This window comes from Streptomyces sp. NBC_00669 (assembly GCF_036226785.1).
Lineage (GTDB): Bacteria > Actinomycetota > Actinomycetes > Streptomycetales > Streptomycetaceae > Actinacidiphila.
In genome coordinates this window covers 7,976,581-8,001,765 of record NZ_CP109018.1, presented here as the reverse complement: position 1 = coordinate 8,001,765, position 25,185 = coordinate 7,976,581, and the positions used below count along the sequence as shown (strand labels likewise).

Below are 25,185 nucleotides of genomic sequence, written 5' to 3'. Positions count from 1 at the left end.
GGACGCACCGCGGCAGCGCCGTCCATGACGAGGCGCCCGCTACCTGCACGGTCCTGGCCGGGGCTGAGGTTCCGCTACCGACCCGGCCCGACCTCGGACCGCCTGGAGAAGCCCAGGTCAGGGGGTGACGATGGAGAAGTCCGGGTCGCCTGGGTCGAGGACGCCGGCGAGACGGGACAGGGCCGATGCGTCGCCGGTGACCTTGATGCCCGCCTTCGCGAGGGCGTCGGCGGTGAGCCCTCCTGCCGCGAGCGCAGGGAGGGCCCGTGCCGTCGTCGCGAGGGTGACGTCCGCGTCGCCCGTCTGGGCCGCTGCGCTGTAGGTGAGCGCGCCGTTGGCCAGCCGCAGGCGGTACCGCTGGTCGGTGTCGGTCAGGACGACGTCGATGGTCAGTTTCTCGTCCCACGCCTCAGGGCCGTTGACCTGGATGGCGATGGCGTCGAAGAGCATCTCCGGGGTGAGGGCGGAGACGACATCCGCGGACGCCGATACGGTCGGCGTGCCGAACTTCCCCTCGCGCAGTTCGGTCGCGCCCGACAGGTAGATGTTGCGCCACACGCCGTTCTCCGCGCCGTAGCCGAGCTGCTCGAAGGTGTCGGCCAGCAGTTCGCGTGCCGCCGCGTGGTCGGGCTGGGCGAACACGACATGGCTGAGGACCTCCGCACTCCAGCGGAAGTCGCCCGCCTCGAACGCGGCGCGCGCCTTTTCGACGACGGCGTCCGCGCCGCCGCCGAGTTCGACGTACCGTTTGCCCTGCTCGACGGGCGGGTGCTGCCACAGGTGCGCGGGGTTGCCGTCGTACCAGCCCATGTAGCGCTGGTAGATCGCCTTGAGGTTGTGGCTCACCGAGCCGTAGTAGCCGCGGGCGTGCCAGGCGTGTTCGAGCACGGGCGGGAGCTTGAGCTCCTCCGCGATCTCGATGCCGGTCCAGCCCTTGTTGATCAGGCGCAGGCACTGGTCGTGCAGGTAGGCGTACAGGTCGCGCTGCTCGGAGAGGAACTTCGTGACCTGGTCATTGCCCCAGGTGGGCCAGTGGTGGGACGCGAAGACCACCTCCGCCTCCGCACCGAAGAGGTCGATGGTCTCGGTGAGGTAGTTCGACCAGGCGTGCGGGTCGCGGACCAGCGCCCCGCGCAGGGTCAGGAGATTGTGCAGCGTGTGGGTCGCGTCCTCCGCGGCGCACAGCGCCTTGTGCTCCGGGAAGTACACGAGGTACTCGGCCGGTGCCTCGGTTCCCGGGGCCATCTGGAAGATCATCCGGACGCCGTCGACCGTCTCGGTCTGCCCGGTCTCGGTGATGTCCAGCGTCGGGGCGATGAGCGTGATGTTGCCGGTCGCCACGGTCTGCGCCAGCCCGGTGCCGAGGGCGCCGTGCGGGCTGCGAGCCAGTGCCGCACCGAACATGTACGCCGAGCGCCGCGACATCGCGGTTCCGGCGTAGACGTTCTCCGACACCGCGTGCTCGGTGAACTCCGCCGGGGCGATGACGGGCACGCGGCCTGCGTCGACGTCTTCCTGCGTGGTGATCCCGCGGACGCCACCGAAGTGGTCCACATGCGGGTGGGTGTACAGCACGCCGGTGACGGGCCGCTCGCCGCGGTGCTCGCGGTACAGCGCGAGCGCGGCCGCCGCCGTCTCCTGCGTCACCAGCGGGTCCAGCACCAGGACCCCGGTCTCGCCCTCGATGAACGTCACGTTCGACAGGTCGAACCCGCGCACCTGGTAGATACCGGGCACGACCTCGAACAGCCCTTGGATCGCGTTGAGCGTCGACTGGCGCCACAGGCTCGGGTTCGCGGTGTCCGGCGCGTCGCCCCGCAGGAAGTCGTACGTGTCGTTGTCCCAGACCACCGCGCCCTCGGCGTTGGTGATGGCGCTCGGGGCCCGCTTCCCGAGGAAGCCGCGTTGCGCGTCATCGAAGTCCTGGGTGTCGGAGAACGGCAGGCTGTTCAGCAGGGCCTGGTTCCGGCTGACGACGGTCGGCGAGACAGGCTTGGGCGTCAGAGACATAGCACTCATACTGGGCGTGGTGGTCCGTCCCCGCACGCCGAGCGGTCGCTCACCGACCGAGCGGCTGCGGACGCGCTTCGGAGCCGGTGGCATCGAGAAGATCGACGACGTAAGGCTCGCGACGCCGGGAGACCACCCAGGGCGTCCTCGGCGCGGGCACTTCCCGAGCAACGCCCGTATAGCCGCAGCGAATGATCATGTAGCCATGGATGGTGGCTCCGGGCGCGGTGCGGGGGCCGGGAACCGTGGCCGCGGCTGCGGCGGCGGCCAGTTCGAGGTGGGAGTTCATGTCCAGCTCGAACCGGCCGTAGGGGTTCCCGTGGGTCCAGAACAGCGGGGACAGGGCCCGCCGGTCCGCGGAGTTCCAGTTCTCCACGACCTGGACCCCGTCGTTGATCTCGCGCCACCGGTCCGCATCAACTCGCGGCAACCCGCCCAGGTCCGTGATCCGCTGAAGCCGACCGCGACCCGGAACCGCCCGCACTGTCAGCAGCCCGTCACCATCGTCGCGCTACCGGCCACCCCGGGGGCAGCCCGGCCGACGATGCCACGCCACCGCACCGACGTCGTCCCCCTGCGACGGACCCCCCCTGACCGGCCGGTCGACGGTTACTCGACGCGGGGCAGCACACCCAGAAGCGCCGAGGTGAAGGAGAACCGCAGCGCGTCACGCAGTTCCAGGTTGAGCACGCCGAGGGCGGGCTCGTCCGCGTAGGCGGCAAGGAGGCTGGGCGGCGGCGGGACGTACGCGGACAAGGCGCCCGCCGAGACCAGGCTCATCAGGCAGAACAGTTGTGTGCCGTCGCCGAGTTCGGGCACGTGGCGGCGCACGAGCTCGACCATGTCCGCGAGCCGCGCGAGGGAGGAGCGCTTGTGGCGCTTGACCACCTCGACCGAGACGTTGTGCTCCAGGACGCCGCCCTGCGCGCCGAAGAGGTCGCACAGCACCACCCGGCCGGCCAGTGACCGGCTGAGGATCTCGGCCAGTTGGGCTGCCCGCACTTCCGGGGCCGCGTGCGCCTCGATGCCCGCGGCCAGCTCCTCCGCCACCTCGGCGAGCCAGTTCCCCAGAAAGACGTCCAGGAGTTCGAGCAGCACCGCCTCGCGGGACTCGAAGTACCGCAGGACGTTCGACTTGGCCAGGCCCACCCGCCGGCTGAGTTCGTTGAGGCTCACCTCGGCCACGGGCATCTCGTCGAGCATCGCCGCCGCCGTGTCCAGGATCGCCCGGCGGCGGATCTCCCGCTGCTCCTCGCTTCGCGCCCGCTGGAATGTCACGCCCTCAGCCTAGCTTAAAGACCGCCGGTTCCTTGACATGAGACCTGCGGTCTCTTACGTTGGAGGCCTTAACAGACCGACGGTTTTTTAGGAGTGCGCCATGAGCGGCGACTGGACCGAGCAGCACATCCCCGATCAGCACGGGCGGGTGGCGATCGTGACCGGCGCCAACACCGGGCTGGGCTTCGAGACCGCCCGGATGCTCGCCGCGCGCGGGGCGGCGGTGGTCCTGGCCGTCCGCGACGTCGAGAAGGGCGAACGGGCAGCCGCGCGCATCACCGGCGACGTCACCGTCCAGGCCCTCGACCTGACCTCCCTGGACTCGGTCCGGTCCGCGGCGGCCGACCTGCGCGCCACCCACCCGCGCATCGACCTTCTGATCAACAACGCGGGCGTGATGTACACCCCGAAGCAGACCACCGCCGACGGCTTCGAGCTGCAGTTCGGCACCAACCACCTCGGCCACTTCGCCCTCACCGGCCTGCTGCTGGACCGGCTCCTGCCCGTCCCCGGCTCACGCGTCGTCACGGTCAGCAGTACCGGCCACCGCATTCGGGCCGCCATCCACTTCGACGACCTGCAGTGGGAGCGCTCGTACGGCCGCGCCGCCGCCTACGGCCAGTCCAAGCTCGCCAACCTGATGTTCACGTACGAACTGCAGCGCCGGCTCGGTCCGCACGGCACCACGCTCGCGGTGGCCGCCCATCCCGGCGTGTCCAACACCGAGCTCATCCGCAACACACCCGCCGCGCTTCGGGTGCCCATCGCCTGGCTCGCGCCGCTGCTCACCCAGAAACCCGAGAGGGGCGCCCTGCCCACCCTGCGCGCCGCCACCGATCCGGCCGTCATCGGCGGCCAGTACTACGGTCCCGGCAACCGGGGGGAGATCCGCGGCTACCCGAAGCTGGTCGAGTCCAGCCCCGACTCCCACGACCAGGCCACGCAGCAGCGGTTGTGGACCGTCTCCGAGGAACTCACCGGGGTGACGTTTCCCGTGCCGGCCCCGCAGCGGACGGACTCCTGAGGCCGGGCCGGCCCCGCGGCCGACCCCGTCGTCTCGCCGCCGACCCGGTCCCGCGCGTGCTCTTCGGTCGCCATCGGTGCCGCCCTTCCGTCTCCGTGCCGCGTGTGCGCGCCGTTCATCCTTGGACGGTGGGCCGGACGACGAGTTCGTTGACGTCCACGTCGGCGGGCTGGTCGATGGCGTAGTGGACGGCTTCGCCGATCGCGGTGGCGGGGATCGCGATGCTCATCTGCGTCTCCACCGCGTCCTTGATCCCGCTGTCGCCGATGGAGGCGGTGGGTTCGCTCCGGGTCAGGCCCGGGCTCATCACGGTGACCCGCAGTTCCCGGCTCTCCTGGCGCAGGCCCTCCGACAGGGCGCGGACCGCGTGTTTGGTGGCGCTGTAGACGGCCGCGGTCGGGTCGACCCGCAGCCCTGAGACGGAGGAGATGTTCACGATGTTCCCGCGGCGCTGGGCCCGCATGAGCGGCAGGACGGCGGCGATGCCGTGCAGGACCCCGCGCAGGTTCACGTCGATCATGCGGTTCCACTCGTCGACCCTCAGAGCGTCCAGACGCGACAACGGCATGACGCCGGCGTTGTTGACCAGGACGTCGATGCGCCCGTACCGGTCGTGGGCGGCCACGACGAAGGACCGCACGCCGGCCTGGTCCGTCACGTCCAGGACGTGCGGGAAGACGCTGCCCGCCCGGGCCTCGATCTCCTGGGCGAGGGCGGTGAGGCGGTCGGTGCGCCGCGCCCCGAGGACCACGTGGTGCCCCGCGGCGGCGAGCCGTCTGGCGGTGGCCGCTCCGATGCCGCTGCTGGCTCCGGTGATCAGGACGACCTTCGGGGCGGGCGGGGTGAGCGGGGCGACCGGGGTGGAGGGGGTGGTCGGGGCGGACTGGGCGGGCCGGGTGGGCATGTTCTTCCCTTCGGAGTGCGAAGTGCGGTCGGCCGCGCATGCGACTGCGACGACCGGTGCCGCCAGGATGTGTCCGATCCCGCGCATGCGGCAGGACGGGCTTTCCTGGGTGCGCCACTCCCAGGAACCGGCGACGTACGATCCCGGCATGAGCGGCAATGAACTGGGGGAATTCCTGCTGGCACGGCGCTCCCGGCTCAGCCCGACGGACGTGGGTCTGCCCCGCTCGCGAAGCCGCCGGGTCAGCGGGCTGCGGCGCGAAGAGGTCGCCGTACTGGCCGGAGTGAGCGCCGACTACTACACCCGTCTGGAACAGGGCCGCGAGCGGCATCCCTCCGGCCAGGTCGTCGACGCCCTCGCGCGGGCCCTGCGGCTGGACTCCGACGCCTGCTGGCACGCCTACCGCCTGGCCGGGCTCGTACCGAGGGACCGAGCCCACACCCACGCCTCGGACGAGGAGCGGGTCTCCCCCGAACTGCTGCGGCTGATGGACGCCTTCCCGGCGGCCGTGGCCTACGTGGTCAACCGGCGTCTCGACGTCCTCGCCTCGAACGCGCTCGCCGACGCCCTGCTCTCCCCGCTCACGGACCCGCGCGGCATGGCCCGTTCCCTGTTCTGCGACCCCGCGGCCCGCGAACTGTTCGCCGACTGGCACACCGTGGCCCGTGACACCGTCGCAGCGCTGCGGCTGGCCCAGGGCCACGACCGGAACGACCCGCGCATGCTCGCCCTGATCGACGGCCTGTTCGCGCAGAGCGAGGAGTTCGCGGCGCTCTGGAGCCGTCAGGACGTCAGCCGCCTGGGCAGCAAGACCAAGACCTTCCACCACCCGCGGGCCGGACAACTGACCCTCGTGTACCAGACGTTCGAGGTCCAGGGCGCTTCCGGCCAGTGCCTCCTGGTCGGCGCCGCCGAGCCCGGGAGCCCCGACGCCCGCGGCCTGGCCTCGCTCGGCGCTCACTGCGCCGCGGGCGAACGGAGCGGCGCGGCACACCGGCGGTGACGCCGGGCCTGCGCTCGGGTCCTCCGCTTGGGCCTCCGCTCGGGTCGTCCGCTCGCGGAGCCGGCTCGGGACCTCGCCGTGGGCAGTCATAACTGTTACGGTTACAACAGGACGGAGGTGAGGGACGACATGGGAGCCAACAGCAGGCTGACCGTCGCCGCGCACGCCCTGACCTGGATCGGGCTGTACCAGCGCCGCGGCCACGAGGTCGCCACCTCCGAGCAGATCGCGACGAGCGTCAACACCAACCCCGTGGTGATCCGCCGCCTGCTCGCCCAACTGCGCAAGGCCGGCCTGGTCGACTCGCGCAGAGGCGCCGGCGCCGGCTGGACGCTGTCGCGGGGCCTGCCGACGATCACCCTGCTCGACGTCTACGAAGCGGTGGAGCCGGGGCCGATCTTCGCCCTGCATCCCGCCACACCCGACCCCGAGTGCGTCGTGGGCCACGGCATAGCGCCGGTGCTGAGCGTCGTCTACGACGGGGTCGAGACCGCTCTCCGCGCGGAACTGGCGAGAACCACGCTGGAAGATGTGCTGCACGACGTACTGAAAGCCACCTAGCTTCGACCGCGGGCCCGACCGGGCCGCGCCGGCAGCGCGCTTTTCGCGGCCCTCAATGTAACCACAACCGTTACATCAACTCATTCGGAGAATGCCATGGGACAGCTGGACGACAAGACCGCCCTCGTGACCGGGGCCTCCACCGGCATCGGCCTGGCCATCGCCCGCCGGTTCGCCGCCGAGGGAGCCACCGTCTACCTCACCGGCCGCCGCAAGGCCGAACTGGAGCACGCCGTCGAACAGGTCGGCGACCGCGCCATCGGCATCCGCAGCGACGTATCGGAACTCGACGACCTCGACCGGCTCTTCGCCGAGATCACCGAGCGCGGCGGACGTCTCGACATCGTCGTGGCCAACGCCGGCGTCGGCGAGTTCGGCCCGCTCGGCTCGATCACCGAGGAGGAGTACGACCGCACCACCTCCATCAACCTCAAGGGCACGATCTTCACCGTCCAGAAGGCGCTTCCGCTGCTGCCGGCCGGCGCCTCGGTGATCCTGCTCTCCTCCAGCGCGGCCCTGCGCGGAGTCCCGGGCCTGGGCGTCTACGCCGCCACCAAGGCCGCGATCCGCAGCCTCGCCCGCACCTGGGCCGCCGAACTCGCCGACCGCGGCATCCGCGTCAACGCCCTCACCCCCGGCCCCGTCACGACCCCCGGCGCCGACGAACTGCGAGCCGCGCTCCCGCAGGACGGCGACGCCGCCGAGCCCCCCGCGCCCACTCCCCTCGGCCGGGCGGGCCGCCCCGACGAGGTCGCGTCCACCGCCCTCTACCTGGCCGGGGACCAGAGTTCCTTCACCACCGGCGCGGAACTCTTCGTCGACGGCGGCACCACCCAGCTCTAGTCACCCAGCCCGCCCCCGACCCACCCCCGCGCCGGGGGCGGGCTGGCCGGCGCGGAAGATGGCGGCGGTTCGGGCCACGCGGCGGCCGAGGTGTTCCGCGGTGGCGATGTCGGCTTTGTGGACTGCCTCGGCGCCCTGGTCGACGTTCGTCTGGGCGGCGGCACCGAGGTGGAAGCCGAGCCGGTTGAGGTCGTTCTCGGATGCCTGGGAGGTGTTCCAGCCGGGCTGGAGGCCGAGGTTGATCCAGTGCATGCCGAGTTGGGCGGCGAGCACGGTGCAACTCTTCCACCGCACCACGCGCCAGGTCACGTTGACGCCCGCCGGCGAGGTCCTGCTGGGGGACGCACGCACGGCACTCGACGCGGTCAGTGCCGCCGGCCGGCGGGCCCGGCACGCTGGCGAACCCACGCAGAAGCTGCGGCTCGCGCTCAAGGCCGACGTCGATGGCGGCCTGCTGCCTGCCATCCTCCACGCGTACGCCCGCGAGGAGGCGGCCCTACCGGTCGCGCTGGTGCTCGGCCGCTACGGCGAGCAGGTTCAGGCGGTACGCGACGGCCGTGCGGACGCCGCGGTGCTGCTCGGCCCCTTCGACGAGCGCGGGCTGGACTCCGAGCAGCTGGTCACCGAGCCGTACCTGATCGCCGTCGCGGCCGACGCCCCGCCGGCCGCCCGTACGTCCGTTCGCCTCGCCGACCTGGCGGGCTGGGAGCTGCCCGACGGGTCCCCCGCGGACCAGGGGCCGGTCGCTGCCCACGGCGGGCTCGGCGAGGCGCGCACCCGCCCATCCGGGCCGGATCGGGACCCGGACCAAGGCCAGGACCGGGACCAGCCGTCCGCGGCGGCGCAGGACTCCTCGGACCTGCCGCAGACCTTCAAGCTCATCGAACTCGGCAGCATCGTCTGCTTCTTCCCCGCCTCGCTCACCCGGCGCTATCCAGCCCCGAGATCGCCTACCGGCCGGTCGAGTACCATGCGCCGGCCACCCTGTCCGTGGTCTGGCCGGAGCGCTCCCGCCGCCCGGCCGTCGCCGCGTTCGTCCGGGCGGCCACCAAGGTGGCGGAGGCCGCCCGACCGGAGCCGGGCACCCCGCGGGCCGCCACCTGACAGAGCACCGCTCCCCCGGTGATCGGCCACGGCAGCGCGCCCGCCGCACTTCCGTCGGCCCCGCATCTGCGCGAACACAGCTGCCTGGCGAGCACCGATGCCCCGCGACGTCGCCGAAGCGTGAGCGAAGCCAGGCACCGCGCAGCAGGAGGATGCGGCCGACCGTCCGCACACCGGACGGCGAGCGGCAGGTCGAGGGCTCCCGCCCGCTGCCGGCGGAGGGCCCCACGACAGCCCCTTCGCGATGCCCGACACACCGTGATGCCGCGGCAGCGGTGGAGCGCTGACTCCGCGTCACCAACCTTCTTGGCCGTAGCCGACACCCGGGGCAGTGGGGGCGTGCAGCATCCCGTCGGAACTCACCGCGGCCTCGCGTACGACGGGATTGGAGTACACGAGCGACTCGTAGTACGTGGTGTTCGAGATGGCCATGCACAGGTGGGCGTTGACGATGCCCGATCCGTGCACCTCGGCCCGGAGTTGAAAGCTGTCGGCGAGGTGGGCGATCCTGAGCGCACCGGTGACGCCGCCCTTGTACTGCGCACTCGTCCGCACGTAGCCCGCGGTGCCGGCCGCGATGAAGTCCGCCGCGTTCAGGTGCGCGCCGTCCGAGGTCTCCGCGACGAGCAGGGGGACGCGCACTCGTTCGCTGAGCCATCGGTACGCGGTGACGCTGAACTCCCGCATCGGTTCCTCGTACCAGGTGTACCCGGCCTCGGTGAGCGCCTGGCCCACGTAGACGGCGTCGGCCAGGTCGAAGCCGGCCGAGCCGTCGTACATCAGCGGCACCGCGTCACCGACGTGGGCGCGTAGCTTCTGGCACAGCTCGGCGTCCGCCCGGGGGTCTCCCCAGGCGTGCAGCTTGATCGCGGAGTAGCCCGCCTCCAGGCACTGGTCGGCGACATCGAGATACTCCGCCACGCTGGAGAAGGTGACCGTGCTCGCATAGGCGGGCAACGCGTCGCGGTAGGAACCGAGCAGACGGTACAGCGGCATTCCCGCGGCCTTCGCCGCGAGGTCCCACAAGGCGACGTCGACCAGTCCGAGCGCATAGATCGGAAACTCTTCTATCCGGTCCAGTTCCCACAGGCGGTGCCAGAGCAGTTCCCGGGCGAGCGGGTCCCGGCCCAGCAGGTCCGCACGGATTCGGCGCTCCACCAGGTCGGCCACGATGATGCCGCGCCGGGTGTGCGCCTCCCCCTCCAGGCCGTCATCGGTACGGATGCGCAGGATGCCCCCGGTCACCGGACTCTCGGAGCCCGGCAGCCCGTCGCGCCAGCGGAACGGCGGTTGCGCGGGCAGATCGACGAGTTCCACCGTGATGTCAGTGATACGCATGACCGTCCTTCGGGTCCCTGGAATCGTGTGGATCAGGAAGAAGCGTCGTCGCCGGGAAGCAGCCGCTTGCGGATCTCCCGCTGGAACTGGCTGACCGTCATGTCGATGTGCGCGGCCATCAGAGAGGCCGCCCGCTCGTCGTCTCCCGAAGCGATGGCCACCCCGATCGCCTGGTGCTGCTCGGCGGCCACGACGAGGGAGCCGCCCGCGGCGCCGGCCAGCCCTATGACACTGACCTGCCGCTGCAGACGTTGCACGGAGTCGACCGTCGCGGCGAAGAACGTGTTCGTCGCCGCTGCGCCGACGGCGGCGTGGAACACCTCATCGGCCTGGTTGAAGACCTCGATGTCGCCCTCGGTCGCCGCCTCCATCGACCGGCTGGCCGCCTCGCGGATCGCCTTGACCTGCGCGGGAGTTGCCCGCTGCGCGGCCAGTCCCGCCGTCGCGGTCTCCACGTGCCGGCGGAACTCGAACATCTCGTCCACCTGCCGCAGGTCGGCGGGCAGGAACTTCGAGAACGACTCCTGCCAGCGCGCACCCTCGGGTTCGGCGACGTAGATGCCGCGGCCCTTCTGCACGGAAAGGCGGCCCACCGCCGAGAGGATCTTCACCGCTTCCCTCACCACGGTCCGGCTCATCTCGACCGCGTCGGCCAGATCCTTCTCGGTGGGCAGGCGGGTACCGGGGGCCAGTTGCTCCTTGACGATGTACTCAAGGATGCGTTCGGCCGCGATCTCGTAACCGGGCCGGTAGCCGCCCGCACCGGACGCCGGACGACTCCTGGATGGCGGTTCAAGCGTCACGTCGTATCCCTCTCACATCACCTGGGCTGCCTGCGGAACCGGCCTGACGCGCCCGCCTCACCCCGTGCATGTTTCATATCTATTTATCCGCTCAGTGCCTCAGTTAATCATAACCAAGCCCTTGACGCGAGAGGTCGGGCGCGCTCAGACTCGTCTCGCTCCGGGTGGGCTGTACACCGTCCCACCCCTGCGGTCTCGCCACTGGAAATCGATCTCGCCCAGGCGTGAGTACCTCGCACGTCCGGACCGCTCGCGGCCGGTGACGACAGAGTGCCACAGCGATATTTCCGATACATGTCGACGCACTTCGCAGGAGAGGCGCTTGCCATGCGTAGTCGATCAGCCAGAAGTCCGTGGTGCGGCCGGTGGTCCGCGACCCCTTGGGGAACTCCTCTCGCGGTCCCCGGCCTGCTCACGGGCACGGCGGGCGGCCTGACGAAAGGACTCCGGGCATGAACGACCTCAGGCTCGGCGTGATCGGCCTGGGCATCCGCAGCGATCTCGTCGGCCTCGCCCACCGACCGGGATCGGGGGCTCGGCTGGTGGCCTGTTGCGACCGCGATCCGGTCCAACTCCGCCAGGCCCGGGACCGATTCGCTCCCGGCGTGCTCGCCGTGTCGAACCACCGCGATCTGCTGCGAGCGGACCTCGACGGCGTCTTCGTCCTCACCCCGGACCACACCCACGAGGCGATCGGCCTGGACTTCCTACGGGCCGGGGTCCCGGTGTTCCTGGACAAGCCGCTCGCCATCACCACCGCGGGGTGCGACCGGCTGCTGGCCACCGCCCGGGAGAGCGGGACACCGCTCTATGTCGGCCACAACATGCGGCACATGCCGGTCGTCACCGCCATCCGCCAGGTCATCGCGGAAGGACACATCGGCGCGGTGAAGGCGATCTGGTGCCGCCACTTCGTCGGCCACGGCGGGGACTTCTACTTCAGGGACTGGCACGCCGACCGGCGCAACACCACCGGTCTGCTGCTGCAGAAGGGAGCCCACGACATCGACGTCATCCACTGGCTCGCCGGCGGGTACTCCCGTCGGGTGAACGCCATGGGCGGGCTGACGGTCTACGGGACCATCGGCTCGCGCCGGGAGCGCACCGGGGAGCGCATGACGGACTGGCTCGCGCCCGACGCGAACTGGCCGCCGCTCAGCCTGCGCGACCTCAATCCGGTCGTCGACGTCGAGGACCTGAGCATGATGCAGATGCAGCTGGACAACGGCGTGTTCGCCAGTTACCAGCAGTGCCACTTCACACCGGACTACTGGCGCAACTACACCGTCATCGGCACCGAGGGGCGGCTGGAGAACTTCGGCGACGCCGAGGGGGCGGTCGTCAAGGTGTGGAACCGCCGGTCGGACTACCGGGTGGACGCCGACATCACCGTGCCCGTCCACACGCCGCCCGGCACGCACGGGGGCGCGGACCCCGTCCTCATCGAGGAGTTCCTGCGGTTCCTCACCGACGGCGGCACCACCGTCACCTCCCCTGTCGCCGCCCGCGAGGCGGTCGCCGCCGGGTACGCCGCCACCGTCTCCCTGCGCAACGGGGGCCAGGTGGTCGAGGTGCCGCCAGCCGACCGCGCGACGGCCGCGTACTTCGACGGTGTCCAGGCCGGGCCCCGCACGAGCCGGCCGCGCACCGGGGGTCCGACCATCCGGAGCTGAACCGGAGCACCCGGCCGCGACGCCCCGCGCGGGCGTTCGGCCCCACTCCGGCACGCCCGCGCTTCACACACTGACGCACTCATCCCACCCGAAAGGGACGATCTCGTGGGAAAGCGACGAAGCACTACCCTGAGAGCAGCGGTACCGGTGCTGGTCCTCGTCATGGCGGCCGGTTTCGCGCCTGCCGCGCAGGCCGCCTCCACCGCACGCCAGTTCACCATCCAGGCCGGTGCGCTGCGCATCGGCCTGGACTCCACGGGCACGGTCACCAGCCTGATCGACCCGGCCCACCACCGGGACTACGCCGACGCCCAGCATCGGACCCCGCTGATCAGGCTCGTCGTCGACGGCGCCGAGCAGAGGCCCACCGCCCTGTCCTACGACGCGGCGAAGTCGACGTACACCTTCACCTTCGGCGGGAAGGGCGTCACGGTCGGCGTCCGCGTCACCGCCGACGCCGGCTACTCCACGCTCGAAGCGACCAGCGTCGACGCCCCCGCCGGAGTGGACGTGCAGACCCTGCTGTGGGGCCCGATCACCACCAGCATCACCCAGACCGTCGGTGAGACCGTCGGGGTGGTCCACGACGGCGACTTCGCGATCGGCATCCACGAACTCAACGACAAGACGGTCGGCGGCTGGCCCGACGAGTACGACAACCTGACCTACCCCGACGGGCCCCCGAAGGTCGGCGTTTCGTCCAGTTGGGCCTTCGGCTGGTTCAGCGCGTCCCAGACCGACTGGGGCAGCATCCTGCAGGCGTACACGTACGACTACACCAAGACCCGCCACCGGTACGTGGGATGGGGGGACAGCCACGAACCGAACGAGCCGGTCCCCGCGTTGAGCGGCGACGACGCGCAGATCAAGGGCTCCAAGATCGCGCTGTTCGGCACCGCGCCCGGCGACGTCCTCAACACCCTCTCGCACATCGAGACCGGGCAGGGCCTGCCACACACGAAAGTGGACGGCCAGTGGGAGAAGACCTCACAGGGCGCGTCCCAGTCCTTCCTGGTCCTGAGCGACCTCGACACCGCCGACGTCACGGACGCCGACAAGTACGCCACCCAGGCGGGGATGCGCTACGTCTACTCGCTGCCGGGCGCGGACGGGCCGTGGCAGTCCGCCGGGCACTACCGGTTCGACTCCGCCTTCGGTGGCTCGGACGCCGGCGCGACCCGGCTGGCCGCCACGGCGGCGACCGGCGGGGAACGAGTGGGCGTGCACACCCTGTCCAATCTGGTCGACACCAACGACCCGTATGTGACGCCGGTTCCCGATCAGGGGCTGGCGACGATGGGCTCGGTCAAGCTGACCAGGCCACTGGATGCGACGTCGAAGACGGTGTACGTCGACTCGGACTCCGTGTTCACCGGCGGGAACGAGAACGTCCTGCGGGTCGGGGACGAACTGCTGAACTTCGGCGCGGTGACCAAGGTGCCGGGCTCCGCGAGCGAGTACCAGGTCGCCATCGACTCCCGCGCCCTGTGGGGGACGACCGCGGCCTCGTACCCGGCCGGCACGGACCTGACCCGGATGCAGCGCTACGCCTACGGCGAGTTCGTCGCCGGCATGCCGCAGATCCCCGAGGTCGCCGGCCGGCTCGCGCAGATCTTCAACACCACCGGGATCAAGGCCATGTCCTTCGACGGCCTGGAGACCGCCACCCTCACCGGGTACGGAACCTTCGCGACCAACAAGCTGGTCAACGGCATGTACCGGAAGATCGACTCCACCGACGACTTCATCTCCGAGGCCAGCAACGTCCTTCCGGGCACCTGGGACGCGACCGGCCGGGCGAGCTGGGGCGAGACCTGTTGCACCAGCCTGCAGGAGCGCTACGACCACCAGTCCTACTACCAGCGCAACTACCTGCCCCAGATGATGGGCTGGGTCTCCTACAGTCCGAGCGACTCGGTCCTCTCCCAGGAGTGGCAGCTCTCCAAGATGGCCGCCTTCAACGCCGGCGCCGGACTACAGGCCAGCGTCTCCGCCCTCAAGTCGAGCGGCAACACCGACCAGGTCCTGGGCGCCTGGAAGGAATGGGAGGCCGCCCGCAACGCCCACGCCTTCACCCAGACCCAGATGACGGCCATGCAGGACCCGAACTCCTACTGGCACCTGGAGACCGTGCGACCGGGCAAGGAGTGGAACCTCTACAACGTCGAATACCCCGCTGACGCCGTCACCGCGCCGAGCGACGGCACCACCAGCACATGGAAGTACACGAACACGCATGACGCGCAGCCGCTGCAGTTCCAGTTGCAGGCTTCCGGCGGCAGCGTGACGAACCCGTCGGTCACCCTCAACGGCAAGACCGTCACCTTCCCCGCCACCGTGCCCACCGACGGCTACCTCGTCGCCGACGGCACCAGCACCGCCAAGGTCTACGACAAAACCTGGCACCAACTCACCACCGTCACCGCCCAAGGCGCCGCCACCTACACCACCGGCGACCAGAACATCAGCTACACCGCGACCGGCACCAACGGCTCCACCGCCAAGATCCGCTTCCTCACCTACAGCGCACCCCAACACGTCAAAGCCCCGGTCACCCTCGACGCCCCGACCACCGTCCAGCGCGGCAGCACCGCCACGGTCACCTCGACCTACACCAACACCGGCACCACCACCCTCCACCACACCACCCTGTCCCTGGTCGTGCCCAAGGGCTGGACCGCCAAAGCCACCCACGGCGCCGGCACCCACACCCTCGCCCCCGGCAGGACCATGACCGCCACCTGGCACCTCACACCCCCCGCCGATGCCAAGCCGGGCGCCAACCCCCTGGTGACACAAGCCACCTACGACGGCGCCCGGACCAGCACCGAGACCACCGCACAGATCACGGTGCCCGCTCAGTCACGCGATCGAGGAGTCAGCTGATGGCACACCGCAGTTCCCCGCGCCGGCGCGTTCTCCTGGCCGTGCTCTCGTCGCTGGTCTGTGTGAGCGGCCTGGCCGGATTCTCGCGACCGGCGGCGGCAGCGGACACCGAACCGATCTACCTGGACACCCACTACTCCTTCCAGGAGCGCGCCGCCGACCTGGTCTCGCGGATGACGCTCGACGAGAAGGTCCAGCAGCTGAACTCCGACGGCATCGGCGGCATCCCCCGGCTCGGAGTACAGGACTACTCCTACGGCAGTGAAGGCCAGCACGGCGTCAACGACCTCGGGAACGACACCGACCCGGGACCGACCGACGGCGGCGCCCACAAGCCGGTGCACGCGACGAGCTTCCCCAGCAACTTCGCCGCCACGATGAGCTGGGACAAGAGCCTGATGTACCAGGAGACCACCGCGATCTCGGACGAGGCACGCGGTTTCCTGGACAAGTCCCTGTGGGGCGTCGCGCAGAACGACCTGGGACTGTCGGCGGCGAACTACGGCGCGCTGTCCTACTGGGCGCCCAACGTCAACATGGACCGCGACCCGCGATGGGGCCGCACCAACGAGGCCTTCGGCGAGGACCCGTACCTGGTCGCGCAGATGGCCGGCGCCTACGTCAACGGCGACCAGGGCCAGACACCGGACGGCAAGCCGACCGGGAAGTACCTGAAGGTCGCCGCGACGGCCAAGCACTACTCCCTCTACAACGTGGAGGACAACCGGTTCGCCAGCGACTCGGTCGCCGGCGACGCGGACATCCACGACTACTACACCGCGCCGTTCAAGAGCCTGATCGAGAACTCCCACGTCGCCGGACTGATGACCGCGTACGACGAGGTCAACGGCACCCCGACGGTGGCGAACACGTACCTGGACAACCAGATCGCCCAGCGCAGTTACGGTTTCGACGGGTACACCACCTCCGACTGCGGCGGCGTGGAGACGGTGTACGGAAACGGCGGGTCCGGCGCCAACTGGGCTCCGCCCGGGTGGACCACCGACAAGCAGGGCCGCGGCGGCACCTGGACCGACACCGCCACCGGGCAGAAGATCCCTGCCATGGCGGGCGGGCAGGCCTGGGCGCTGCGGGCCGGCACCGACTCCAACTGCGGCGGCCCCGAGGCGACCCCGCAGAACATCGGGGAGGCGATCAAGGACGGTGTGCTCAGCGAGGGGGTGATCGACAACGCGCTGGTGCACATGTTCACCGTCCGCATGGAGACCGGCGAGTTCGACCCCCCGAGCGAGAACCCCTACACGAAGATCACCAAGGACGTGATCCAGTCTCCGGCGCACCAGTCGCTGGCGCGGAAGGTCGCGGACAACTCGCTGGTGCTGCTGAAGAACGACAAGGTGGCCGGGACGAACGCGCCGCTGCTGCCGGCGGACCCCGCCAAGCTCGGCAAGGTCGTCATCCTCGGGAACCTGGCCGACCAGGTGACCCTCGGCGGCTACTCCAGCTCCCCCAAGCTCCAGGTCAGTGCCGTGCAGGGCATCACCGACCAGGTCAAGGCCGCCCACCCGGGCGCCGACGTGGTCTTCGACGCGGCGAACACCTCCTCCACCGCGAACTCCGGCACACCCGCGGTGCTGTCCGCGCGGACCACCGCGGACATCAAGAGCGCCGACCTGGTCGTGGTGTTCGTCGGCACCACGACGGACAACACGAACGAGGGCCTCGATCGCGGCAACCTGAACATGCCGGGCAACTACGACTCCCTGATCAGCCAGGTGACGGCGATCGGGAACCCCCGTACCGCGCTGGCGATCCAGTCGGACGGTCCGGTCAGAATCGACGACGTCCAGGGCGAGTTCCCCGCCGTGGTCTACAGCTCCTACAACGGGGAGAGCCAGGGCGATGCGCTGGCGGACGTGCTGTTCGGCAAGCAGAACCCCAGCGGGCACCTGGACTTCACCTGGTACAAGGACGCCTCGCAGCTGCCGGCGATGAGCGACTACGGTCTGACACCGGCCGCCACGGGCGGGCTGGGCCGCACCTACCAGTACTTCACCGGGACACCGACGTACCCGTTCGGCTACGGGCTGAGCTACAGCACCTTCGCCTACTCCCACATCAAGGCCGACAGGTCCTCGGTGTCGGCCGACGGCACGGTGAAGGTCGGCTTCGACGTGCGGAACACCGGCAGCGTGCCGGGGGCGACGGTCGCCCAGCTGTACGCTTCGACGCCGTTCAGCGTGCCGGGAGTGGAACTCCCCAAGGAGCGGCTGGCGGGATTCGAGAAGACCCGGGTACTGCAACCGGGCACCGGCCAGCACGTCGTGCTCCAGGTCAAGGTCTCCGACCTGGCCCTGTGGGACAGCAAGGCGGCGAAGAACGTCGTCCACGACGGCCCCTACCGGTTCCAGGTCGGCCCGGACGCCGCCGACATCGCCGGTGCCGCCACGGTGGACGTGCACGGCACCTGGACACCGAAGGTGCAGACCGTCACGGTGCAGCCGGAGAACGTGGAGTACACGGCGGGCGAGACCCTCGACCTCACCGGCAGGAACCAGTGGATCAAGGACGACACCACGCCTGCCAATGAACCGGACCGCAATATGAGCGTCCAGGCCGACCACGTCGTGGAGGCGGTCGCCAACGACGGCTCGTTCCTCGACCTGGCCAAGGCACACGTCCGCTACAGCAGCAGCGACCCCTCCGTGGCCACGGTCGACGGCAAGGGCCTCGTCACCGCCGTCGGCAACGGCGTCGCCACGATCAAGGCGACCGTCGACGGCGTCACCGGTTCCGTGCCGATCACCGTGCACCACACGCTCGCCGTCACCGCGCCGCAGATCGCGAAGGCCGGCTCCACCACGACGGTGACCACGACGTACACCAACTCCGGCTCCCGCACGCTGCGGAACGCCTCGGTGGCCCTGACGCCTGCGAGCGGACTCACCGTGCGGGCGACCTCGCCGACCGCCTTCGCCGCGATCGCCCCCGGGCGGTCCGTCACGTCCACCTGGCAGATCACCGCACCCGCGGACGCCAAGCCCGGCAGCTACCCGCTGTCGGCGCGGGCCACCTACGCCGGTGCGCGGAGCGACGACGAAACGGTCGGCCAGGTCGTGGTGGCCTATCCCTCGGTGAGCGCCACGTTCGACAACGTCGGGATCAGCGACGACGCCTCCCCCGGCGAGGGTGACTTCGACGGCGGCGGCCGGAGCTTCTCGGCCCAGACCCTCGCCGCGGCCGGGCTCACCCCCGGGGCCCAGGTCACCCATGACGGCGTGACCTTCACCTGGCCGAACTCCGCACCCGGCACACCCGACAACGTCATCGCCGGCGGCCAGTCCTTCCCGCTCACCGGAACCGGCGGCACGCTCGGCTTCCTGGCCACCGGCGCGGGCGACGCCTCGGGCACCGGCACCGTCACCTACACCGACGGCACCACCCAGACCTACTCCCTCGCCGTCAACGACTGGACCGACAACAACGCCTCCGCCCCCGGCAGCGACATCCTCGCCACCCTCCCCCACCGCAACGCCAGCGGAGGCGGCAGTACCGACATCCCCGTCCACGTCTACGGCACCACCGTCGCCCTCCAGCCCGGCAAGACGGTCGCCTACCTGACCCTCCCCGACGCGCCGAGCCTGCACGTCTTCGCCACCGCGATCGGCTGACCCGCGACGGGGAGCCGGCCTCGGATGCCCCCTGCACATCGGCGAGTACGCATGAGCGTCCGGGCCAGGTCATGGCCGCGACCGTCAACGGCGTCACCGGTTCCGTGGCCATCACCGTGCACCACTGACCCACCGTCAGCACGACCCGGCCGCGGGCAGCGCGAGGCCGGTTCCAGCACGCCGGTGACCACGATGTCCGCCGGCACCGGCTCCGCGCTGTCCGCAACACCTCGGTAGCTCTGCCGCGCGCCGACGGGTTCATGGTCGGGCGACCTCACCGACCGCGTCGCCCCCGGGCAGTCCGTCATGTCCACACGGCAGGTCACCACACCCGCACTCATCCACCCAGAAGAGGAGAACTCGTGAGAAAGCGCCGAAGCACGACCCTGAGAGCAGCGGCACCGGTACTGGTGCTCGCCATGGCGGCAGGCTTCGCGCCCGCCGCGCACGCCGCGTCCACCGGGAGCCGGTTCACCATCCAGGCCGGTGCGCTGCGCATCGGGCTGGACTCCACGGGCACGGTCACCAGCCTGATCGACCCCGCACACGACCGGAACTACGCCGATCCCCAGCACAAGACCCCGCTGATCAGGCTCGTCGTCGGCGGAGCCGAGCAGAAGCCCACTGCCCTGTCGTACAACGCGGCGAAGTCGACGTACACCTTCACCTTCGGCGGGAAGAACATCAAGGTCGGCGTCCGCGTCGCCGCCGGCGCCGGCTATTCGACGTTCGAGGTGACCAGCCTCGACGCCCCGTCCGGGGTGGACGTGGAGACCCTGCTGTGGGGGCCGATCACCACCAGCATCACCCAGACCGTCGGTGAGACCGTCGGGGTGGTCCACGACAGCGACTTCGCGATCGGCATCCACGGGCTCAACGACAAGACCCCCGCCGGCTGGCCGGACGAGTTCAAGAGCATGAGCTACACCGAGGGAACCCAGGAGCCGCTCTTCAACTGGCCGTACGGCTGGTTCGCCGCGCACCAGACGACCTGGGGCAGCATCCTGCAGGCGTACACGTACGACTACACCAAGACCCGCCACCGCTACGTGGGGTGGGACGACGAGCACGAGTCGAACGAGCCCATCCCCCCGTTGAGCGGCGGCGACGCGCAGATCAAGGGCTCGAAGATCGCGCTGTTCGGCACCGCGCCCGGCGACGTCCTCAACACCCTCTCGCACATCGAGACCGGGCAGGGCCTTCCGCACACCAAGGTCGACGGCCAGTGGGAGAAGACCTCGCAGGGCGCCTCCCAGTCCTTCCTGGTGCTGAGCGACCTCGGCACCGCCGACGTCACGGACGCCAGCAAGTACGCCAACAAGGCCGGGATTCGCTACCTCTACTCGCTGCCGGGCGTCAACGGACCGTGGCAGTCGTCCGGTCACTACCAGTTCGACTCCGCCTTCGGCGGCTCGGACGCCGGCGCCGCCGGCCTGGTCGACACCGCGGCCGACTACGGGCTCAAGGTCGGGGTCCACACGCTGTCGAACCTGATCGACACCAACGACCCCTATGCCACCCCGGTGCCCAGCGACGGGCTCGCCACCATGGGTTCGGTCAAGCTCACCCGCCCGCTGGCCGCGGACGCCAAGACCGCCTACGTCGACGGCAACGCCATCTTCACCGGCGGCAACGAGAACATCCTGCGCGTCGGCGACGAACTCCTGAGCTACGGCGCCGTGACCAAGGTCCCCGGCTCCGCCACCGAATACCAGGTCACCCTCGACTCCCGCGCCATGTGGGGGACCACCGCGGCCGCCGAGCCGGCCGGCAGCGACCTGACCCGCATCCAGCGGTACGCCTACGGCCAGTTCGTCGGGGGCATGCCCCTGATGGACCAGATAGCCGGCCGGCTCGCCCAGATCTCCAACACCACCGGTGTCAAGGCCATGTCCTACGACGGCCTGGAGACCGCCTCGTTGGCCGGCTACGGGCTGTTCGGCACCACCAAGCTGGTCAACGGCACGTACCGCAAGCTCGACAGCGGCGACGACTTCATCTCCGAGGCCAGCAACCTGCTGCCGGGCACGTGGGACGCGACCACCCGGGTGGGCTGGGGCGCGGAGAACGGCGACCTGGGCGGGACCGGCTGGCCACCCACCGCGATGCAGTTCCAGCCGTACTACGACCGGAACTACATGCCCCACATGATGGGCTGGCGCGGCTACGGTCCCGGCGATTCCGTGCTGTCCCAGGAATGGGAGCTGTCGAAGATGGCGGCCTTCAACGCCGGCGCCGGCATGCAGACCAGCGTCGCGGCGCTCAAGTCGAGCGGCAACACCGACCAGGTCCTGGGCGCCTGGAAGGAATGGGAGGCCGCCCGCAACGCCCACGCCTTCACCCAGACCCAGATGACGGCCATGCAGGACATGAGTTCCTACTGGCACCTGGAGACCGTGCGACCGGGCAAGGAGTGGAACCTCTACAACGTCGAATACCCCGCTGACGCCGTCACCGCGCCGAGCGACGGCACCACCAGCACATGGAAGTACACGAACACGCATGACGCGCAGCCGCTGCAGTTCCAGTTGCAGGCTTCCGGCGGCAGCGTGACGAACCCGTCGGTCACCCTCAACGGCAAGACCGTCACCTTCCCCGCCACCGTGCCCACCGACGGCTACCTCGTCGCCGACGGCACCAGCACCGCCAAGGTCTACGACAAAACCTGGCACCAACTCACCACCGTCACCGCCCAAGGCGCCGCCACCTACACCACCGGCGACCAGAACATCAGCTACACCGCGACCGGCACCAACGGCTCCACCGCCAAGATCCGCTTCCTCACCTACAGCGCACCCCAACACGTCAAAGCCCCGGTCACCCTCGACGCCCCGACCACCGTCCAGCGCGGCAGCACCGCCACGGTCACCTCGACCTACACCAACACCGGCACCACCACCCTCCACCACACCACCCTGTCCCTGGTCGTGCCCAAGGGCTGGACCGCCAAAGCCACCCACGGCGCCGGCACCCACACCCTCGCCCCCGGCAGGACCATGACCGCCACCTGGCACCTCACACCCCCCGCCGATGCCAAGCCGGGCGCCAACCCCCTGGTGACACAAGCCACCTACGACGGCGCCCGGACCAGCACCGAGACCACCGCACAGATCACGGTGCCCGACCCCGTGGCGATCACCACGCCCGCGCTCGTCAAGGCCGGTGCCACCGGCACCGTGACCACCACCTACACCAACGGCAGCACCCGTGACCTGCCCGACGCCACCGTCGCCCTGACGACACCCGCGGGCTGGACCGCCAAAGCGACCACCCCGGCGACGTTCCCCTCCCTCAAGGCCGGACAGACCGCCACGACCACCTGGCAGGTCACCCCGCCCGCCGACGCCAAGCCCGGCGCCAACACCCTGACCGCCAAGGCCACTTACCGCGGCTCACCCGTCACCGACGAGGCCGACGGCCAGATCGCCGTCCCCTACGGCTCCGTCCGGGCCGCGTTCGACAACGCCGGCATCAGCGACGACAGCAACCCCGCGGCGGGCGACCTGGACGGCGGCGGCCGAAGCCTGTCGGCACAGACCCTCACCGCGGCCGGCCTCACCCCCGGAGCCCAGGTCACCCACGACGGCGTCACCTTCACCTGGCCGGACGCCGCATCCGGCGCACCCGACAACGTCAACGCCAACGGCCAGACCATCGCGCTCACCGGCACCGGCGCCACGCTCGGCTTCCTGGCCACCGGCACCGGCGACGTCTCGGGCACCGGCACCGTCACCTACACCGACGGCACCACCCAGACCTACTCCCTCACCGTCAACGACTGGACCCGCACCAGCCCCGCGACCGGCACCGACATCCTCGCCACCCTCCCCCACCGCAACGCCGGCCGGGGCGGCAGCACCGACATCCCCGTCAACATCTACGGCGCCACCGTCGGCCTCAAGGCGGGCAAGACCGTCGCCTACCTGACCCTGCCCGACGCGAGCGGCCTGCACATCTTCGCCGCCGCGACCGGCTGACGCCCCGGCGGCCGGCGCCCTCGAAGGCGCCGGCCGCCCCTCTCATCGAACTCACCTTGTGCCACGGGCACTTCGAGACGTCGACGAACGAAACGGAGCGGGGATGGCTGATGCACTGACCCAGGCGGCCGAGGCGCCGCCCGCTGTCCTGAGAGGGCGCCGGACACCGTCGGGCTCCCCGGCGCGATGGATGTTCCTGCTGCGCCGGCTGGGGTTCTACCTCGTGACGGCGTGGGCCGCCATCACCTTGAACTTCCTGATTCCGCGGTTCATGCCGGGCGACCCCGCGGCGTCACTGCTGAAGAGCCTCCAGCAGACCACGGGCGCGGCGCCCAACGCCGCGAGCGTCAAGGCGGTGCGGCTGTTCTACGGTGACCCGACCCACGACCTCTTCCACCAGTACCTCAGCTACTGGGACAGCCTCGCCCACCTGGACTTCGGGCTGTCGACCAGCCACTACCCGACACCGGTGTCGAGCCTGGTGGCCCAGGCGCTCCCCTGGACCCTGCTGCTGGCCGGCAGCACGACCGTTCTCGGGTGGCTGCTCGGCACGCTCGCCGGCGCCTACACCGGCTGGCGGCCGGGCGGCCGCTTCGACTCGGTCTTCACCCCCGTCACCACCTTTCTGTACTCCCTTCCGCCCTTCTGGCTCGCCCTGCTGGTGGTGTACGTCTTCGGGTTCTCGCTGGGCTGGTTCCCGATCTCCGGTGGCTACGACCCGAACGTCCCCTTCCAGCTCAACAACTTCTGGTTCCTGCTCAGCGTGCTCCGCTACGGCGCCCTGCCGGCGTTCACCCTGATCTTCATCGGCGTCAACGGATGGTCGTTCTCCATGCGCAATGTCATGGTCACCACGGTCAGTGAGGACTACGTACTGCTCGCCCGGGCCAAGGGCCTGAGCCGGCGCCGGGTGATGCTGCGCTACGCCGCGCGCAACGCCCTGCTGCCCAATGTGAGCGGGCTCGCCCTGGCGTTGGGCTCGATCTTCGGCGGAGTCGTCTTCGCCGAGATCGTCTTCACCTATCCGGGCCTCGGCTACCTGCTCTACCAGGCCGTCACCAGTCACGACTACCTGCTCATGCAGACGATCTTCCTCATGATCACGCTGGGCGTTCTCGTGGCGAACCTCATCGCCGACTCGGTCTACGTCCTGCTGGACCCGAGGACCAGGGAGGAGCGGTGAGGGAGTTCCTGGCCAGCGGCAAGGTCCGCACCGGGCTGGTCGTCTTCGGCGCCTTCGTCCTGCTCGCCCTCATCGGGCCGTGGCTGGTCGGCAGCGTGTTCGGAACCGATCCGCACCGTATCGACTACTCCGCCCTGGGCGCCGCGCCCTCCGGCCGCCATCTGCTGGGCACCACCACGTCGGGGCAGGACGTGCTGGCCCAACTGATCACCGGCTGCCGCGGTTCGGTGGTGGTGGGCTTGGTCTCCGGACTGCTGGCCACCGCCCTGGCGATGCTGATCGGGGTCACCGGCGGCTTCCTGGGTGGCAGGACCGACCAGGTCCTGACCTCCTTCACCAACGTCTTCGCCACGCTGCCGAGCTTTCCGTTGATGCTCGTCGTGGCCGGCTACCTCAGCAAGGTCAGCTCCCTCACGATCGCCGTGCTGATCGCGGTCTTCGAGTGGCCGGTCTCCGCCCGCTACCTGCGGGCGCAGACGCTCTCGCTGCGCACCCGCGACTTCGCCGTCGCCCTGCGCATGATCGGCGAGAGCCGCCGGCGGATGATCTTCGTGGAGATCATGCCGCACCTGACCGGACTCCTGTCGTCGCTGTTCCTGCGCGCGGTGGTGATCGGGGTCTTCTCGGAAGCGGGTCTGCGCTTCCTGGGCATCGGCGGCGGCGACACCATCACCTGGGGAACGATGATCGCCCTGGCCCAGCAGCAGGAAGGCGTGCTGCGGGGCATGTGGTGGTGGTTCGCACCGCCCGGACTGTGCATCGCGCTCATCGGCACCGCCACCGCCCTGGTGAACTTCGGGGTGGACGAGATCGGCAACCCCACCCTCAAGTACCACAGCGGCGCCGCTCGTCGCCGGTCGGCGGCGTATCTGGCATCGCGACGCTCCGGCCGTACCGTCCGGGAGGCGGCGTGAACACCTCGCGGACACCGCGGTCCTCGCAGACACCGCAGCCCTCGCCGGCTCC

Annotated in this window: 17 protein-coding genes and 1 pseudogene; 11 read left to right on the top strand and 7 right to left on the bottom strand. The window is 70.3% G+C overall.

Going from position 1 to position 25,185, the window contains the following annotated elements:
* Window positions 1-117 precede the first annotated feature (117 nt).
* From OG896_RS33765 to OG896_RS33755, 3 genes are all read right to left on the bottom strand, one after another.
* The gene (locus OG896_RS33765) at window positions 118-2,010 is read right to left on the bottom strand and encodes an alkyl/aryl-sulfatase (protein WP_443057192.1); all 1,893 of its coding nucleotides are present in this window, start codon (window positions 2,008-2,010) and stop codon (window positions 118-120) included.
* A gap of 49 nt (window positions 2,011-2,059) precedes the next feature.
* Window positions 2,060-2,440, bottom strand: coding sequence for a hypothetical protein (locus OG896_RS33760; protein ID WP_329371453.1), 381 nt, complete (start codon window positions 2,438-2,440; stop codon window positions 2,060-2,062).
* A 179-nt stretch (window positions 2,441-2,619) separates the two neighbouring features.
* Window positions 2,620-3,288, bottom strand: coding sequence for a TetR/AcrR family transcriptional regulator (locus OG896_RS33755; protein WP_329371452.1), 669 nt, complete (start codon window positions 3,286-3,288; stop codon window positions 2,620-2,622).
* A 100-nt stretch (window positions 3,289-3,388) separates the two neighbouring features.
* Here OG896_RS33755 and OG896_RS33750 point away from each other — a divergent pair, with 100 nt between their 5' ends.
* Window positions 3,389-4,312, top strand: a complete 924-nt coding sequence (locus OG896_RS33750; RefSeq protein ID WP_328461703.1) for an SDR family NAD(P)-dependent oxidoreductase — start codon at window positions 3,389-3,391, stop codon at window positions 4,310-4,312.
* A 115-nt stretch (window positions 4,313-4,427) separates the two neighbouring features.
* Here OG896_RS33750 and OG896_RS33745 read toward each other — a convergent pair whose 3' ends face one another.
* Entirely contained in the window at window positions 4,428-5,216 is a 789-nt protein-coding gene (locus tag OG896_RS33745) for an SDR family oxidoreductase (RefSeq protein WP_329371449.1), read from the bottom strand.
* A 148-nt stretch (window positions 5,217-5,364) separates the two neighbouring features.
* Between OG896_RS33745 and OG896_RS33740 the strand changes: the two genes are divergently transcribed.
* The 3 genes from OG896_RS33740 (at window position 5,365) to OG896_RS33730 (ending at window position 7,623) form a co-directional block, all read left to right on the top strand.
* Window positions 5,365-6,219, top strand: a complete 855-nt coding sequence (locus tag OG896_RS33740) for a helix-turn-helix domain-containing protein (RefSeq protein ID WP_328461707.1) — start codon at window positions 5,365-5,367, stop codon at window positions 6,217-6,219.
* Between the two features lie 129 nt (window positions 6,220-6,348).
* Window positions 6,349-6,780, top strand: a complete 432-nt coding sequence (locus OG896_RS33735) for an Rrf2 family transcriptional regulator (RefSeq protein ID WP_329371446.1) — start codon at window positions 6,349-6,351, stop codon at window positions 6,778-6,780.
* A 96-nt stretch (window positions 6,781-6,876) separates the two neighbouring features.
* Window positions 6,877-7,623 (top strand): SDR family NAD(P)-dependent oxidoreductase, encoded by a 747-nt coding sequence (locus OG896_RS33730; protein WP_329371444.1) that lies wholly within the window; start codon window positions 6,877-6,879, stop codon window positions 7,621-7,623.
* Here the strand turns inward: OG896_RS33730 and OG896_RS33725 are convergent.
* Window positions 7,624-7,896, bottom strand: a pseudogene (locus OG896_RS33725) (NADPH-dependent FMN reductase); the annotation flags it as partial.
* Here OG896_RS33725 and OG896_RS33720 point away from each other — a divergent pair.
* The gene (locus OG896_RS33720) at window positions 7,874-8,749 is read left to right on the top strand and encodes a LysR family transcriptional regulator (protein ID WP_329371442.1); all 876 of its coding nucleotides are present in this window, start codon (window positions 7,874-7,876) and stop codon (window positions 8,747-8,749) included. The pseudogene OG896_RS33725 and the gene OG896_RS33720 sit on opposite strands and share 23 nt — an antisense overlap.
* Window positions 8,750-9,021: 272 nt before the next feature.
* Here OG896_RS33720 and OG896_RS33715 read toward each other — a convergent pair whose 3' ends face one another.
* Window positions 9,022-10,065, bottom strand: coding sequence for an enolase C-terminal domain-like protein (locus tag OG896_RS33715; RefSeq protein WP_329371440.1), 1,044 nt, complete (start codon window positions 10,063-10,065; stop codon window positions 9,022-9,024).
* A gap of 32 nt (window positions 10,066-10,097) precedes the next feature.
* Window positions 10,098-10,868, bottom strand: coding sequence for a FadR/GntR family transcriptional regulator (locus OG896_RS33710; RefSeq protein WP_329371438.1), 771 nt, complete (start codon window positions 10,866-10,868; stop codon window positions 10,098-10,100).
* A 452-nt stretch (window positions 10,869-11,320) separates the two neighbouring features.
* Between OG896_RS33710 and OG896_RS33705 the strand changes: the two genes are divergently transcribed.
* The 6 genes from OG896_RS33705 to OG896_RS33680 all read left to right on the top strand — a co-directional run bounded on the left by OG896_RS33705 (window position 11,321) and on the right by OG896_RS33680 (window position 25,133).
* Window positions 11,321-12,541 carry a Gfo/Idh/MocA family protein gene (locus OG896_RS33705; protein ID WP_329371436.1) on the top strand — a complete coding sequence of 407 codons (1,221 nt, stop codon included), beginning with the start codon at window positions 11,321-11,323 and terminating at the stop codon, window positions 12,539-12,541.
* A 147-nt stretch (window positions 12,542-12,688) separates the two neighbouring features.
* Window positions 12,689-15,427 carry an NEW3 domain-containing protein gene (locus OG896_RS33700; RefSeq protein ID WP_329371434.1) on the top strand — a complete coding sequence of 913 codons (2,739 nt, stop codon included), beginning with the start codon at window positions 12,689-12,691 and terminating at the stop codon, window positions 15,425-15,427.
* Complete coding sequence (locus OG896_RS33695; RefSeq protein WP_329371432.1) at window positions 15,427-19,059, top strand: glycoside hydrolase family 3 C-terminal domain-containing protein; 3,633 nt, start codon at window positions 15,427-15,429, stop codon at window positions 19,057-19,059. Before OG896_RS33700 ends, OG896_RS33695 begins: the two co-directional genes overlap by 1 nt.
* A gap of 362 nt (window positions 19,060-19,421) precedes the next feature.
* Window positions 19,422-23,036 carry a COG1470 family protein gene (locus tag OG896_RS33690; RefSeq protein WP_329371430.1) on the top strand — a complete coding sequence of 1,205 codons (3,615 nt, stop codon included), beginning with the start codon at window positions 19,422-19,424 and terminating at the stop codon, window positions 23,034-23,036.
* A 103-nt stretch (window positions 23,037-23,139) separates the two neighbouring features.
* Window positions 23,140-24,219: an ABC transporter permease gene (locus OG896_RS33685; protein WP_328461726.1), complete on the top strand. Its 1,080-nt coding sequence runs from the start codon at window positions 23,140-23,142 to the stop codon at window positions 24,217-24,219.
* Window positions 24,216-25,133 (top strand): ABC transporter permease, encoded by a 918-nt coding sequence (locus OG896_RS33680; protein ID WP_328461727.1) that lies wholly within the window; start codon window positions 24,216-24,218, stop codon window positions 25,131-25,133. Before OG896_RS33685 ends, OG896_RS33680 begins: the two co-directional genes overlap by 4 nt.
* Window positions 25,134-25,185 lie beyond the last annotated feature (52 nt).